Consider the following 16572-nt stretch of genomic DNA (forward strand, 5'->3'; position numbering starts at 1 on the left):
CTAATAGAATTGTGTGTTCGTGGCTTTTTTAATTCTACTTTTTCTGCTTCTTATTTTCAACCGTTTCCTCTGGCTGTACAGGCGGTTGCTCTGGTTGTTTAAATAGATCTTTATACGCTTCTCCAAGAAATTCGATAACATGACTAGAAATCAAACTTTGATAACCATAATCTTCAATGGCTATATCTCCCGATTTCCCATGTAAATAAACGCCAAAAACACTAGCATCGAGAGCACTATAGCCTTGCGCTATTAAACCTGTTATGATACCCGTTAATACATCGCCACTTCCTGCAGTTGCTAAACCAGGATTTCCTGTTGAATTCACATATAACTTCTCTTGAAATACCGTTATACTATGAGCGCCTTTAATTATAACAATTAAGTTGTGCTTTTTAGAGAAGGCTTTCGCTTTATTTATTTTATCAAAGTCATCTGTCCATTTTCCTAGTAAACGCTCTAATTCTTTAGGGTGTGGCGTTAAAATGGTTTGTTCTGGCAGTAATTTTAAAAACGTCTTATTCTTTCCCAAAATATTAATACCATCGGCATCTATAACCAGTGGGGTTTTATTCATTTTTAAAAAGGCTTCAAAAGCTTCAACTGTTTCTTTATCTGTGCCCGCTCCTACTCCAAAAGCAATAACCGTTGGTTTTATTTTGAAACTAATATTTGTTGTTTTTTCATCGTTTACATCTGTGAGCACCATAGCTTCTGGAAATGCGCTCTGCAAAGGTATATAGCCGCATTTAGGAACATAGGCCGTAACCAAACCTGCCCCCGAACTTAAAGCCGCTCTACTCGCTAAAGTAACGGCTCCTATTTTACCATAACTACCACCAATAATTAAGCAATGTCCAAATTCGCCTTTATGCGAAAATTTATCTCTAGGTTTATAAATGGGCAACATTTCATGTTTCCCTATTAGTTCCACTTGGGTTTCCGTTGCAGATAAAAACTCGGGATCTAAACCAATATCTAAAACTTCCCATTGCACTGTGTATTTTGCTGTATCAGGTAAAAAGAACACCAATTTGGGTGTTACAAAACTTAAAGTGTAACCAGCCCAAACCACAGCATCTTCATCTTTAGGAACACTGTCTGTTTGCAAGCCTGAAGGAATATCAATCGATAAGGTGAAAGCTTTCGATTTTTTAAAATGAATAAATAAGCCTTTTACCCATGCATCTACGGGTCTATTCAGTCCAATTCCAAAAATGGCATCAACAATAATATCTTCAGGGTTAATTTCCGGAAAATCTTCTTCACAACTTAAAAGCGTTGGCCATTGTTTCGTAACGTTCTTGATTCTATCATAATTAATTAAAAAATCTTTAGATCGTTTGTCGCTACAATTTACAACATAGGTTTTAACATTGTAACCATCTAAAATTAAATGTCTCGACAAAACCAAACCATCCCCTCCATTATTCCCGATGCCGCAAAACACATGAATAGGCACTTGCGCACCTTGTAAACGCACATGCATCCAATTGAAAATTTGTGCACCGGCACGTTCCATTAAGTCGGTTGAAGATATATTTTGACGCGAAACAGTGAGAGCATCTCCTTGGTAAATTTGTTCTTTTGAGAAAATTTTCATGTGTAGATTGTATTTTTAATCAACACTAATATTACGCATTTTTAAATTTTAAATCAAACAGAAGTTTATATAATGAAAAAAAACTTAACTAAAATAGCTAAGGATTTACAAGCGTTTTTTGAAAAGCAATTTCTTACTCTTTAATAAATTTTATTATATCAAGATCGTCTAACTTTAAAAGATACATGCCGTTTTCCAAAAAGCGGACATCAATTTTATTATTGTAAGACACTGTGCCTCTTGCCAATTCTTTCCCTGTCATACTGTAAATAATATAGTTTTTGGTATCCATCAACCCTGATAAACTAATATAACTAGTTGAAGGATTGGGGTATGTTTTAATTCTCGTTTTTAAACTAACATCAATATTCGATTGCGTACTCGTGTCTATCGTGCTTAAGTTTCCATAAAATACACCACCATCTGTGATGGTGAAAGACCGAATGTAATACATGGAATTAGCTGTTAAATCTACTAATTTATGGGTGAAAGACCCGCCTATTGATTCTGTAATTATCTTAGTATCTAAAACAGTAGGTAGGGTTTCAGAAGTACTAAAAACGAATCCACTTTCTAAAATTACCGCATCTTTGGTGTCTGCGATTTCTCCCATCAAATCAATCGTATCTAAAGTATGGTTTAATACTGCTGAACCACTAATGTTGGGCGCTTCATTTTTTGAGGTAGTTGCAATCTCTTGGGCTAATTTTGGACTGTCTTGAGCGTGCATAAACACAACGAACAACAAGCACAGTAAAGTACATTTTCTTTTTGAGAGCATTTGGGATGAGGTTTTGAAGAGACTTATATTAATTACCGGTACAAATATGCGAAAACCTTTATTTTCTAACACATTTAATCATGTAAATATGATTTTAAACGATATAATTTAACAAATATTGTTAAAAGTGAACACTAATTTCAGTGTTACGCATTCACAAAACCAAATGAGGCATAAAGGTACACTTTAAAACCCCTTCTAAATTATTATAGATTTTTCAATACATATTTTAAATAGTCGTTTTTCTTAAACGAAACTTGTATGAATATAAGAATAACGTAAAAAAGGATTTTTAATTTTTTTATAAGTTTAAATGTGATATTTTTGAATTCTATTATTATAGATATAATGAATCATTTAAGCCAAAATACAAATACAACTGTTTCTTTTTCAACAAAAGAAACCACGTTTATTTTTGGTACAACTACAATTATTACAACCCTTTGGGGTTGCTAATTATATATTCTTCGGGTTATCTTTGTGGTTTTTATAATCACAACATCTTTAATATTTTATTTAAATCATCAATTCAATAAAACATGCACCTTCCATATTGAGGTTTCGAAATCAAAAGAAAAAATTATATGGAAATAACATGTGACTGACAAAAAAATAAATAAAAACACATGAAAGTTTTAAAATTTGGAGGAACTTCTGTAGGTTCTTCAAAAAACATAAATAATGTTATTAGCATTTTAGAGAATTATGCTGAAAAGGATAAAGTAGTATGTGTTGTATCGGCAGTTGGCGGTATTACAGATAAATTACTTTTAGCGGGAAAACAAGCTCAAAATAAAGACACTACCTATATTGAAACCTTTAATTTAATTAAGGATATCCATTTTAACGTGGTTAATGAACTTAATCTAGGAAAGAGCTCATCCATCATCCCTTTTATTGATGATAAACTAAATGCCCTTAAAAGTTTGTTAGACGGTATCTTTTTAATAAATGAACTGTCTCCAAAAACTTCTGATAAATTAGTGAGTTTTGGTGAACTATTATCATCTTATATTATTGCTGAAACCATGAAAAACCGTGAGTTATCTGCCGATAGTAAAAACTCACAAGATTTGATAGTTACTAATTCTAATTTCACAAAAGCGGAAGTAGATTATGCTATAACAAATAAAAATATTCAATCGTATTTTAATTCAGCAAGTCAACAAATTACCGTGCTTCCTGGTTTTATCTCTAGATCTAAAATAGGAGAACAAACCACTTTAGGTCGTGGAGGATCTGACTTTACAGCCGCCATTGTTGCTGCCGCCTTAAAGGTTGAACAGTTGGAAATTTGGACCGATGTAAGTGGTATGTACACTACCAACCCAAAATTGGTTAAACAAGCCTACCCTATCGATAAAATATCCTATCAAGAAGCGATGGAATTATCGCATTTCGGCGCTAAAGTATTGTATCCACCAACGGTGCAACCCGTTTTAGATTTGAATATCCCTATTCACATTAAAAATACTTTAGAACCAGAAGCTGCAGGAACGGTTATCTCTAACGAAGAAACTTTTTCTTCTTCACCTGTAAAAGGCATTAGTAACATTGGAAATATTGCTTTACTAACGCTTCAAGGAAGTGGTATGATTGGTATTCCTGGTTTTTCTAAACGTTTGTTTGAAACACTTTCACAGGAAAAAATAAACATCATTTTAATTACGCAAGCCTCTTCAGAGCATTCTATTTGTTTAGGTATTGATGAAAATGATGCTGAATTAGCTCAAACAGCTATCGATGCTGCCTTCGAAAATGAAATTGCTTTACATAAAATTGATCCTATTATAGTTGAAAAAGACTTGTCTATTATCGCTTTAGTGGGTGATAACATGAAAAATCACCAAGGTATTAGCGGTAAAATGTTTAGTACTTTAGGGAAAAACAACATTAATATTAGAGCCATTGCTCAAGGGGCTTCAGAGAAAAATATTTCAGCTGTTATTTTACAAAGCGATGTTAAAAAAGCGTTGAACACACTGCACGAACAATTTTTTGAAACCAAAACAAAACAACTTAATATTTTTATTACTGGTGTTGGAAATGTGGGAGAAAAATTAGTTGAACAAATAAAACAACAACGTAAATACCTAAAAGAAAACTTAAAAATCAACTTACGAATTGCGGGATTATCCAATTCTAGAAAAATGATTTTTAGTGAAGATGGTATCGATCTAACTAATTGGAAAGAACAATTAGAAAATGGTGAGCAAGCGACTTTAGACGGCTTTTTTGAAAACACAAAAGCTTTAAACCTTCGCAACAGTATTTTTGTAGATGTCACTGCAAACAAAGAAGTTGCTGGTTTATATGAAAAATATTTACGACAAAGTATTGGTGTAGTCGCTTGTAACAAAATTGCATGTTCTAGCGATTATGAAAACTACACCTTATTAAAACGATTATCGTTAAAATACAATGCGCCTTACCTATTCGAAACGAATGTGGGTGCTGGGTTGCCAATTATAGACACTTTAAACAATTTAATAGCTTCGGGTGATAAAATCACATCGATCCATGCAGTATTATCTGGAAGTTTAAATTTCGTGTTTAATAATTTCAATGATACAACTAAATTTTACGATGTTGTAAAACAAGCTGCTGCAGAAGGTTACACAGAACCAGACCCAAGAATCGATTTAAGTGGTGTCGATGTAGCCAGAAAAATACTAATTCTTGCTAGAGAAAGCGGTGTTGAAATGAATTTAGAGGATATTGAAAACACACCATTCTTATCAGATTCTGGAATGAAAAGTGACTCGGTAGACGATTTTTATCAAACACTTATTAAAGACGAAGCACATTACCAAGGTTTATATGCTTCCGCGAAAGCGAAAGACTGCCAATTAAAATATGTGGCTCAATTTAATGATGGTAAAGCAAACGTGAGTTTACAGGAAATACCAAGCGACCACCCGTTTTATAACCTACAAGGAAAAGATAATATCGTTATGTTTTACACGCAACGCTACCCAGAACAACCTATGATTATTAAAGGTGCTGGTGCTGGTGCAGAAGTAACTGCTTCTGGTTTATTTGCTGATATTATTAGAGTTGGAAACGATTAATCAATAAATAATTAATAATAAAAGGAATCTTAGTTTTTACAAACTAAACATGACTATTGCCAGTTCGAGCGCAATCGAGAACTATTAAATGAACGAAATGAACGAAATTAAATTATTTTCACCAGCAACTGTGGCCAATGTGGCTTGTGGTTTTGATGTTTTAGGTTTTTGCTTAGACAGTGTTGGTGATGAAATGGTGATTAGAAAAATCGATAAAAAAGGAATTTACATTACTAAAATTGAAGGATTCGATTTGCCATATGAAGCCGAATTGAATGTTGCAGGGGTTTCCGCTTTAGCGATGTACGAAGCTGCTAAACCAGATTGCGGATTTGAAATTGAAATCTACAAAAATATAAAACCTGGTAGCGGTATTGGAAGCAGTGCCGCGAGTGCCGTTGGTAGTGTTTTTGGGATGAATGAACTTTTAGGAAGTCCTTATACAAAAACTCAACTAACTGAATTTGCAGTTAAAGGGGAAGCTTTAGCGAGTAAATGTGAGCATGCTGATAATTTAGCGCCTGCCTTGTTTGGTGGTTTTACCTTAGTTAAAAGTATGACACCATTAGAGATTTTGGAAATTCCATCTCCAGATGATTTGTTCGCCACAATCATCCATCCTCAAATAGAAGTAAAAACATCGGAGGCCAGAGCCATACTTCCTAAAGAAGTATCACTAACCAATGCCATAACGCAGTGGGCTAATTTCGGGAGTTTAATTCACGCCTTACATACAAGTGATTATAGTTTGATTCAAAAATCGCTACACGATGTGATTGTAGAGCCTTTTAGAAGCCAGTTGATTCCTCATTATAACGATGTGAAAACCGCAGCCTTAAAAGCAGGAGCTTTGGGTGGTGGTATCTCAGGGTCAGGCCCTTCAATATTTACTTTAAGTAAAGGTATTGAATCTGCTAAAAAAGTGGCAGATAGCATGAATGATGTTTACTCCAAAACAGGAATAGCGTTTGATATTCATATATCCAAAATTAATACTGAAGGCGTTAAGATAATTTAAGCTAGGAGACTGATGAAGAATGATGTCATTGCGAAAGAGGCACGACTGAAGCAATCTCTTCAAAGAAAACATTGAATTAAAATATAATTACTAACAAACAGCTTCCTGTTTAGGCAGGAATAAGAGAATCATGAACTACTACTCACTCAACCATAAAGCACCAAATTCGACTTTTAAAAATGCCGTTATAAAAGGGCTTGCACCTGATAAAGGTTTGTATTTCCCTGAATCGATAACACCACTTCCTAAAACCTTTTTTGATAACATTGATAATTTATCATATTCGGAAATTGCTTTTGAAGCGATTAAACAATTCGTGTCTCCAGAAATTCCTGAAGCCATATTAAAAACTATTGTTGAAGAAACTTTATCATTCGATTTTCCTGTTGTAAAATTAAACGATTCTATTTCTACTTTAGAGTTATTTCACGGACCAACCATGGCGTTTAAAGATGTAGGCGCGCGGTTTATGGCACGTTGTTTAGGCTATTTTAACCAAGACAATGATAGAGAGGTAACTGTTTTAGTGGCAACTTCTGGTGATACGGGTGGCGCCGTAGCTAATGGCTTCTTAGGTGTTAAGGGCGTAAACGTCGTTATTCTTTACCCTAGCGGAAAAGTAAGTGATATTCAAGAAATGCAATTAACGACGCTTGGGCAAAATATAAAAGCCTTGGAAGTAAATGGCACCTTCGATGATTGTCAGGATATGGTTAAAACAGCGTTTTTAGATGAATCCCTAACCAACAACATGCAATTAACTTCTGCAAACTCTATAAACGTAGCGCGTTGGTTACCGCAATTGTTTTATTTCATGTTTGCTTACAAACAATTACATAAAGAACACAAAGAGATCGTTTTTTCAGTACCAAGCGGAAATTTCGGTAATGTTTGCGCCGGTATGATGGCACAGAAATTAGGTTTACCTATTAGCCATTTCGTTGCTTCAAATAATGCTAATAATGTGGTAACTCGTTATTTAGTATCTGAGTTATACGAACCAAAACCATCCGTGCAAACAATAAGTAATGCGATGGATGTAGGAGCGCCAAGTAACTTCATTCGTATTCAAGAAATCTATAAAAACAATTTCAGTAGTCTAAAAGAAAACCTTTCATCTTATAGTTTTTCAGATGAAGAAACAAAAGCGGCTATGCTAGAAATATTTGAAAACTACAAATACGTAGCCGATCCACACGGAGCTGTTGGTTATTTAGGTTGTAAGGCCTATTTAAAAGAAAACGCAAACGCACATTGTGTGTTTTTAGAAACCGCACATCCAACTAAGTTTTTGGATGTTGTAGAAGCTGTTATAAAAGAAGAGCAACCGTTACCGGAGCAAATTCAATCGGTTATGGGAAGAGAAAAAGAATCTGTAGTGATTTCAACTTACGACGATTTAAAAAGCTATTTATTACAATAAAAAACACCAAACTAAATATAAAAAATGCCATGAAATTTCATGGCATTTTTAGTTTAATAAGCTTTCATTTTATAGCACTTAAATAATACTCTTACTATCATAAACCAACACTTTATCCCACAAATGTTGGTTGTTTTCTACAAATTTTAGATGAATGGGATGTGCTTGATATATAGCCTCGTCAGCTTCACTTAGAAAGGTAAGCATCTCTGTTACTGAAAAACTGTTATCCACAACATCTCGTTTTTCAGTTGAAGCGGGTATTCCTACATGAATATCTTCAACTTCAGGTATCGATTTTAAGGTTTTAATCCCTTCAATAAGTTGTTTTTTATCTGTTTCTGATTTCGGGTTTTTCAACCAAAAAAAGACGTGATGTACAAGTGGTCCCATAGTTCATTTTTTTTACTAAAATATAAAAGAATTGAAACATACACATTTAGAAATAGAGTTCATTTGAATCGAAAAATTTAACCATACTTTTTTATTAAGAATCTTTTGATTTTATGTAGCTTTGTTGATTAATCATCATAATAAAACCGTATTTTTTAGTAAAACTCTAATATGAAAAACACAGCCTTAACAAAAACTCACGAAGCCCTTGGTGCAAAATTAGTGCCTTTTGCAGGTTTTAACATGCCCGTACAATACGAAGGTGTCACTGCAGAACACGAAACCGTTAGGAAAGCCCTTGGTGTTTTTGACGTATCGCACATGGGTGAATTTTTAATTGAAGGAGAACATGCATTAGAGCTTATTCAAAAAATATCAAGTAACGATGCTACCAAATTAACTATTGGTAAGGCACAGTATAGCTGCATGCCAAATGAAACTGGTGGTATAGTCGACGATTTAATTATATACCAAATTAAAGATCAAACCTATTTACTGGTAGTAAACGCTGGTAATATTGAGAAAGATTGGAACTGGATATCGTCTAAAAACACCATGGGTGCTACCATGCGCGATTTAAGTGAAGAGTATTCCTTATTGGCTATTCAAGGGCCTAAAGCGGTTGAAGCCATGCAAAGTTTAACCAGTCACGATTTGTCTGCCATTAATTTTTACAATTTTGTTGTCGGCGATTTTGCGGGCATTGAAAATGTTATTATTTCGGCAACTGGTTACACAGGTAGTGGAGGTTTTGAAATTTATTGCAAAAACAGTGAGGTTAAACAAGTTTGGGACCAAGTATTTGAAGCTGGAAAAGATTTTGGCATCAAACCAATTGGTTTAGCTGCTCGTGATACCCTGCGTTTAGAAATGGGATATTGCCTTTACGGAAACGATATTAACGACAGCACCTCGCCTATTGAAGCAGGTTTGGGATGGATTACTAAGTTCTCAAAAGACTTTACAAATTCCGAAGCATTAAAAAAGGAAAAAGAACAAGGTCCAGAACGTAAATTGGTCGCTTTTGAACTTGATGAACGCGGTATTCCACGTCACGACTATGATATTGTAGATGGCAACGGAAACAAAATAGGTGTTGTAACATCAGGCACCATGTCTCCAAGTGTTGGTAAAGGTATTGGTTTGGGTTATGTTCCTACTGTTTTTACTTCCGTTGGCAGTAAAATCTACATTCAAATACGTAAAAACGCGATACCTGCAACGGTTATAAAACTACCGTTTTACAAAGGTTAATATGCAAAACTATAAAGCTATTTTGGAAGAGATTTATACCGATGGTATAAATGCAATAGATAAAGGCACAGTCGCTTCATACATCCCAGAATTAGCACATATCGATAAAAATAATTTTGGGATCCATTTAAAAACCATAGATGGTATTGAATATGGTGTTGGCGATTTCAACACCCCGTTTTCAATACAAAGTATTTCTAAAGTTTTAGCTTTATCTAAAGCCATGGCTTTAATTGGCGAATCTGTTTGGGAACGTGTAGATGTGGAACCTTCGGGACACCCTTTTAATCAACTCGCTTTATTAGAATTAGAAAATGGTATTCCTAGAAACCCTTTAATTAATTCAGGAGCTATCGTTATTGCAGATATTCTTTTAACCCATTTAAAAAATCCGAAAGAAGATTTTTTAAATTATGTTAGAGAACTTACCGGTGACACCAATATAAATTACAACTTAGAAGTCGCTCAATCTGAAAAAAATACAGGTTATAAAAATTTCGCAGCTGCTAATCTTTTAAAATCTTTCAAGAATTTAACGAATCCTGTAGATGCCGTTTTAGAGTTTTATTTCCATCAATGTTCGTTAGAAATGACTTGTGCTCAGGTATCAAATGCCTTTTTCTTTTTGGCCAACAAAGGCTATTGTTTAACAAACACAGCACATTTAACAAAAACTCAAGCCAAACGTATTAACGCTATTATGCTTACTTGTGGGTTTTATGATGAAGCAGGCGAATTTGCCTTCGAGGTGGGTTTACCTGGTAAAAGTGGTGTTGGTGGCGGCATTGTAGCCTTATTGCCAGATAATTATGTAATTACCACCTGGTCTCCCGGACTTAACAAAAAAGGAAACTCCAAATTAGGTATGCTGGCACTCGAGCAATTTACGACCAAAACCAAACTATCCATTTTTTAAGATAACCACGCACTGTACTCATGTTAAAAAAAGAAGGGAAGCATCGCATTTTAATTTTAGGTGTCAGTGGCTTTTTAGGTCATGCCATTTATAGAGAACTCTGCCCCTACTTTAAAACCTATGGAACCTACGCAACCAGTAATAGCCAGTGGGAAAAAAATCATCAATTTTTCCAATATAATTTTGAGGAAGATGATGTTTATGAAATACTTGACGTTGTAAAGCCAACCATTATAATTTCCGCCCTTCGTGGCGATTTTGCAACCCAATTTATAGCCCATAAACATGTAGCTGAATATGTATTTACAAAAAAATTAAAAATCATCTTTTTATCATCGGCCAATGTTTTCGACGCCTATAGTAAATACCCCAGTTACGAATTAGACAAAACATTAAGCGACAGCATCTACGGGCATTTCAAAATAAAAATTGAAAATATGTTGTTACGTCTTCCAAAAAACCAAGTGGCCATTTTAAGGCTGCCCATGGTTTTCGGGAAACAATCTCCTAGAATTCAAGAAATCATACAAAATATAAGCGAAAACATCCCTATTGAAGTATTTCCCAATTTAATAATGAATGTAACAACAGATAGTAAAGTAACACTGCAAATACATTATATTATTAACCGAAACAAATCGGGTGTATTTCACTTAGGCAGCACAGATTTAGTACACCACGACGAGTTTATAAAAGAACTCACCAACACCCTAAATCTAAAAAAAGCCGTTTATAAGCAAGTGTATACTACCAACGACGACAGGTATTTGGCTGTTTTACCTAAGTACAATTTACTACCAAAAAACCTTCAAATACAAAGTCAAGACGTACTAACCGAATTTGAAATTTAAGCTATTTGGGCGTTCCCCTGTCGGGTCGGGTTTTCCCTTACAAGTCCTCGCTCCTACGTCGCTGTGGGCTTTCCAGTACAACCCCTAACGCGGGCCTATTTGCCAAAGCCGTTTAAACCTAAAATAAATGAATTACCAAATGGTTTTCATTTTGAAATTAGTAAATTTACCATCAACATAAAAAATAATATTATGAGCAAACTTTCTGCCGAAGACATAGAAAAAAAATTATTAAACTTACCAGAATGGGATTATTATGATGATGCCCTTCATGCCGAATTTGAATTCGAAAATTTCAAAGACTGCTTTAGTGCTATGAGTAGAATCGCTTTCGAATGTGAAGCACTCAATCACCATCCAGATTGGTCTAACGTTTACAACGTGCTTAATATCTCTTTAACAACACATTCGGCTCATGGCGTTACCGAAAAAGATTTCAAACTCGCAAAAGCCATTGAAGCTATTGTAGAGCCAGACGACGAAGATTAAAACAGAGTAACCAAATTGCAGTAACAGTTTACAATCTATTGAATTATAAAAATTCATAACTGTTATTTCAATTCGCATATTTTTTTAAATTTGCCTAGCAAAATAAAAGGTGCGTTTAAGAGCAATCTAAAACGGCGCTTAGAAACTAATAATAAATCCATTCCTTTTAACAAGGAATAGCATAAATAACATCACTATGGGAAGAGCTTTTGAATTTAGAAAAGCACGAAAAATGAAGCGTTGGTCTGCTATGAGTAAGGCATTTACACGCATTGGAAAAGACATTGTAATGGCCGTTAAAGAAGGCGGTCCAGACCCAGCAAGTAACGCGCGATTAAGAGCCGTGATGCAAAATGCAAAGTCTGTAAACATGCCTAAAGACAATGTGGAACGTGCCATTAAAAAAGCAAGTGAAAAAGGTCAAGGCGATTATAAAGAGGTTATTTTTGAAGGCTATGCCCCTCATGGTATTGCTGTTTTAGTGGAAACCGCCACCGATAATAATACCAGAACTGTTGCCAATGTACGTAGTTATTTTAACAAATGTGATGGTAGTTTAGGTACTTCTGGTTCGGTAGTATTTATGTTCGACCATACCTGTAACTTCAGAATCAACGCCGAAGGTTTAGATGCTGAAGAAGTAGAATTAGAATTTATAGACTACGGTGCCGAGGAAGTTTTTGACGATGAAGACGGTATTTTAATCTACGCCCCTTTTGAAAGTTTTGGTGCTATTCAAGCTGCTTTAGAAGAAAAAGGTATTGAAATATTATCTTCTGGTTTTGAACGTATCCCTCAGGTTACAAAAAAGCTAACACCAGAGCAAGCGGCAGATGTTGAAAAACTTCTAGAAAAACTAGATGATGATGATGATGTGCAAAACGTATATCACACCATGGAAGAAACTGAAGATTAAACATTTTATTATATATAAAAAAAAGAGCGCCGAAAACGCTCTTTTTTTTGGTTAACATAGCATATTATGGAAAGTAAGAACACCATTAAATGGGGTATTATTGGTTGCGGAAACGTTACTGAAGTTAAAAGTGGCCCTCCTTATAAATTAACAGAAGGTTTTGAATTGGTAGCCGTGATGCGACGCGATGCAGAAAAAGCACAAGATTATGCGAAAAGGCATGGTGTTAAAACGGTTTATACTAAAGCTGATGATTTAATTAATGATGCCAATGTAGATGCTGTTTATATTGCAACACCACCAGATACTCATAAATTCTACGCTTTAAAGGTCGCTGAAGCAGGTAAAATTTGCTGCATAGAAAAACCAATGACGCCAAATTATGCTGAAAGTTTAGATATCTACAATACATTTAAAGATAAGGACATTCCATTATTTGTTGCTTATTATCGACGCTCTTTACCTCGGTTTTTAAAAATTAAAGAATGGTTATCTTATAATTATATTGGTGAAGTTAGACACATAAATTGGCACTTTAGTAAACCAGCTAGCAGTTTAGATACATCTGGAACATACAACTGGCGTACCGATTCTAAAATAGCACCTGCTGGTTATTTTGATGATTTAGCAAGTCATGGCTTCGATTTGTTTAATTTCCTTTTAGGCGACATTAAAGAAGCTCATGGTATCAGTCTAAATCAACAAAAAAACTACACTTCAAAAGATGCTATTACGGCTTGCTGGCTTCATGAAAATAATATCACAGGGTCTGGCGCTTGGAATTTTGATTGCCAAGATTCCTTAGATAGTGTGACTATTTATGGTAGTGAAGGCCATATAAAGTTTTCTATATTTCATGAGAACGCTGTTGTTTTAGAAAGCAAAACCAAATGTGAATCGCTCTTTATTGACAACCCAAAACATATTCAAATGCACCATGTTGAAGGTATGCGTGATATGCTAATACACAAAAATTTTACACATCCTTCAACAGGACAATCAGCGCTTCATGCGAATTGGGTTATGGATAAAATTCTTGGTAGCTTATAATTTTTAATACCCCTTTCATATTAATAAGTTCATTTAACTGGCACATTTATAGTGTGTTTTAACATTCTTATAAGATAAAATAAATAGTTTTATAGTATTTTTAGCTCGACTAATTCAAAAAATAATTAAAAGTTAACGTTCTGTTAGCATCACTAAAATGTACTATGAAACAAAACAAACTCTATGTAACCCGTTACATCTGTCTCGTATTGACAGTATTTACCCTTCTACTATCTTCCAATATGGAGGCTCAAAAAAAGAAAAAGAAAAACAAAAAGGGAGACACCACTGAAGCCACTACGCCGCCTGCAAAAAAGGACAAAACAATTGCTGAACTAGTAAAATCTAGTAAGAAAATTGAAGGCTTATTCCCTATTTACCAGGATACTATTACAGGGTCTTTACAAATGATTATTTCAGACAAACAAATAGATAAAGAGTTTATTTATTTCAGTCAAATTGCCAATGGTATTTTAGATGCTGGTAGAATGAATAGAGGTTCTTATATGGGCTCGAAAGTTTTTAAGGTTGAAAAATATTTTGATAAAATAGAATTTGTGATTCAAAACACTTCTTTTTATTTTGATCCTGAAAATCCGCTTTCAAAATCTAAAGACGCCAACATTAGTAATGGAAATATCGCAAGTATTACTATCGCTGCACAGGATAAGGACAAAGGACTTTATTTAATAAAAGCAGACGATTTATTTCTAGGTGAAACTCTAGCTCAAATTAAAAGACCAAGTTACCCTGGACAATCTCCAACCGCATTCAAACTTGGAAGTTTAAATAAGGAAAAAACAAAAATAAACTCCATTAAAAATTATGATAAAAATACCAACTTAGAAGTTGAGTATGTATATACATCACCTTCGGTTTTAAATAACGGTTCTAATGCTGTAGCCGATGGTAGAAATGTAAGCATCAAAATATTTCATAGTTTAATGGCTATGCCGGACAACGATTACGAAGCACGATATGATGATCCTAGAGTTGGTTATTTCACCACACTTGTGGATGATAAAACAACAACGGACAACATCCCTTTTAAAGATCTTATCCATAGATGGTTTTTAAAGAAAAAAGACCCAGCCGCAGCCTTGTCTGAACCTGTAGAACCTATTACTTGGTGGATTGAAAACTCAACACCACTAGAATGGCGTGAAACAATTACCAATGCCGTTTTACAATGGAATGTGGCTTTTGAAAAAGCTGGATTTAAAAATGCCATGGTAGTTAAAGTACAACCAGATGATGCGACTTGGGATGCTGGCGATTTAAATTATAATGTTTTAAGATGGACGTCTTCTCCTGAACCTCCTTTTGGTGGTTACGGTCCGAGTTTTGTGAATCCTAAAACAGGACAAATTTTAGGAGCCGATATTATGTTAGAATTTGCACATTTTACCAATCGTGTTTTTTATGATAAAATATATAGCTTAGCATCATTAGATACTCCTTTTGAAGCTCCAGAAAATAACGAGTCTACGCATGCTTACTGCTCTTTAGGCCACCAGTTACAAGAAGATGTTATGTTTGCGACTGCAACAGCAACCGCATATGCTAATTCTGATTATGAAATGGAGCGTATCAAAAAAGAATCGATGACAGCGTTGATTATGCATGAAGTAGGACACACTTTAGGTTTAAACCATAACATGAAGGCGAGTCAATTATTTTCACCTGCACAATTAAATGATCCTGAGTTTATTGAAGGAAAATGTTTAACGGCCTCGGTGATGGATTATGCTGCTCTAAACGTAACAAGAGATAGAAGTAAACAAGGACAGTATGATGATGTAGCAGTTGGACCTTACGATGTTTGGGCTATACAACTGGGCTACAAACCCTTTGCTTCAGAAAGTGAACACCAAGCTTTATTGAATGAATCGACCAAACCAGAACATATTTTTGGTAACGATGCAGATGATATGCGTTCACCAGGAAAAGCGATTGACCCGAGAGTTATGACTTCCGATCAATCAAACGATCAAATAACGTGGTCTATAGATCGTATAGAGTTATCTAATGATTTAATGAAAACAGTTAAAACAAAATTCGTTAAATCTGGAGAATCTTACCAAGAATTAAGACGTGTTTATTATTTATTAAGTGGCCAAAAAGCAACATCTGCTAACATTATTTCAAGATTTATTGGTGGTGTTTATGTAGACAGAGCTATGGCGGGTCAAGAAGGAGAAACCCAACCTTATACACCGGTGAACTTAAAAGATCAAAAACGTGCGATGACAGCTTTAAGTAAATATGTTTTTGCTCCTGATGCTTTCGATGCACCGAATGATTTATTTAATTATTTAGCCATGCAACGTCGTGGTTTTAATTTCAGAACTCCAGAAGATCCTAAAATTCATAGCCAAGTACTAACGTATCAAAAAAATGTTCTGAACCATATTCTACACTATAATACGTTACAGCGTATTACAGATTCTGAACTTTATGGCAACGAATACAAACTATCTGCTTTCATGACAGATTTAAATAATGCTGTTTTTAAAGCTGACATTTATGCTAATGTGAATTCATTTAGACAAAATTTGCAGTTAGAGTACACGAACATGCTTATTGGTATATTAACCGGTAAACAAGCTAGTAGTTATTCGAATCCTGCAAAATCTATGGCTTTATATAATTTAAAGAATATTAGAACCATGTCTAGTGCATCAGGTAATATTGCATCTATTGCACATAAACAACATTTAAGAACACTAATAGACAATGCTTTAAAGGAAATTAAGTAATCACTTTAAAGACTTTTATCCATAAAAAAAAAGCTACTTCTAAATAGA

At 34.5% G+C, this 16572-nt stretch carries 13 protein-coding genes; 10 read left to right on the plus strand and 3 right to left on the minus strand.

Features of this window, described 5'->3' with window-relative positions; translation table 11 throughout:
- Positions 1-34 precede the first annotated feature (34 nt).
- Both Q5N74_RS15335 and Q5N74_RS15340 read right to left on the minus strand, forming a co-directional pair.
- Entirely contained in the window at positions 35-1603 is a 1569-nt protein-coding gene (locus Q5N74_RS15335; RefSeq protein ID WP_304389849.1) for an NAD(P)H-hydrate dehydratase, read from the minus strand.
- Positions 1604-1736: 133 nt separating this feature from the next.
- Complete coding sequence (locus Q5N74_RS15340; RefSeq protein WP_304389850.1) at positions 1737-2384, minus strand: T9SS type A sorting domain-containing protein; 648 nt, start codon at positions 2382-2384, stop codon at positions 1737-1739.
- Between the two features lie 626 nt (positions 2385-3010).
- On the opposite strand from Q5N74_RS15340, the gene thrA reads away from it, so the two are divergent.
- The 3 genes from thrA (at position 3011) to thrC (ending at position 7896) form a co-directional block, all read left to right on the plus strand.
- Entirely contained in the window at positions 3011-5455 is a 2445-nt protein-coding gene (gene thrA, locus Q5N74_RS15345; protein ID WP_304389851.1) for a bifunctional aspartate kinase/homoserine dehydrogenase I, read from the plus strand.
- Between the two features lie 97 nt (positions 5456-5552).
- Positions 5553-6473: a homoserine kinase gene (locus Q5N74_RS15350; RefSeq protein ID WP_304389852.1), complete on the plus strand. Its 921-nt coding sequence runs from the start codon at positions 5553-5555 to the stop codon at positions 6471-6473.
- Positions 6474-6603: 130 nt separating this feature from the next.
- Positions 6604-7896, plus strand: coding sequence for a threonine synthase (thrC, locus tag Q5N74_RS15355; RefSeq protein ID WP_304389855.1), 1293 nt, complete (start codon positions 6604-6606; stop codon positions 7894-7896).
- Positions 7897-7974: 78 nt separating this feature from the next.
- Here the strand turns inward: thrC and Q5N74_RS15360 are convergent, their stop codons facing one another.
- On the minus strand, positions 7975-8289 hold the full coding sequence (locus Q5N74_RS15360; protein ID WP_304389856.1) for a Dabb family protein: 315 nt from the start codon (positions 8287-8289) through the stop codon (positions 7975-7977).
- A gap of 171 nt (positions 8290-8460) precedes the next feature.
- Here Q5N74_RS15360 and gcvT point away from each other — a divergent pair, with 171 nt between their 5' ends.
- The 7 genes from gcvT (at position 8461) to Q5N74_RS15395 (ending at position 16524) form a co-directional block, all read left to right on the plus strand.
- On the plus strand, positions 8461-9543 hold the full coding sequence (gcvT, locus tag Q5N74_RS15365; RefSeq protein WP_304389858.1) for a glycine cleavage system aminomethyltransferase GcvT: 1083 nt from the start codon (positions 8461-8463) through the stop codon (positions 9541-9543).
- Between the two features lies 1 nt (position 9544).
- Positions 9545-10459: a glutaminase gene (locus tag Q5N74_RS15370; RefSeq protein WP_304389859.1), complete on the plus strand. Its 915-nt coding sequence runs from the start codon at positions 9545-9547 to the stop codon at positions 10457-10459.
- A gap of 20 nt (positions 10460-10479) precedes the next feature.
- Positions 10480-11310 (plus strand): sugar nucleotide-binding protein, encoded by an 831-nt coding sequence (locus tag Q5N74_RS15375; RefSeq protein ID WP_304389861.1) that lies wholly within the window; start codon positions 10480-10482, stop codon positions 11308-11310.
- Positions 11311-11502: 192 nt separating this feature from the next.
- Complete coding sequence (locus Q5N74_RS15380; protein ID WP_304389862.1) at positions 11503-11799, plus strand: 4a-hydroxytetrahydrobiopterin dehydratase; 297 nt, start codon at positions 11503-11505, stop codon at positions 11797-11799.
- 196 nt (positions 11800-11995) lie between these two features.
- Positions 11996-12715 carry a YebC/PmpR family DNA-binding transcriptional regulator gene (locus Q5N74_RS15385; RefSeq protein ID WP_304389863.1) on the plus strand — a complete coding sequence of 240 codons (720 nt, stop codon included), beginning with the start codon at positions 11996-11998 and terminating at the stop codon, positions 12713-12715.
- 66 nt (positions 12716-12781) lie between these two features.
- Entirely contained in the window at positions 12782-13765 is a 984-nt protein-coding gene (locus Q5N74_RS15390; protein WP_304389865.1) for a Gfo/Idh/MocA family protein, read from the plus strand.
- A gap of 164 nt (positions 13766-13929) precedes the next feature.
- The gene (locus Q5N74_RS15395; RefSeq protein WP_304389866.1) at positions 13930-16524 is read left to right on the plus strand and encodes a zinc-dependent metalloprotease; all 2595 of its coding nucleotides are present in this window, start codon (positions 13930-13932) and stop codon (positions 16522-16524) included.
- The last annotated feature ends 48 nt before the right edge of the window (positions 16525-16572 follow it).

The sequence above is a fragment of the Mariniflexile sp. AS56 genome, from assembly GCF_030552475.1.
GTDB lineage: Bacteria > Bacteroidota > Bacteroidia > Flavobacteriales > Flavobacteriaceae > Mariniflexile.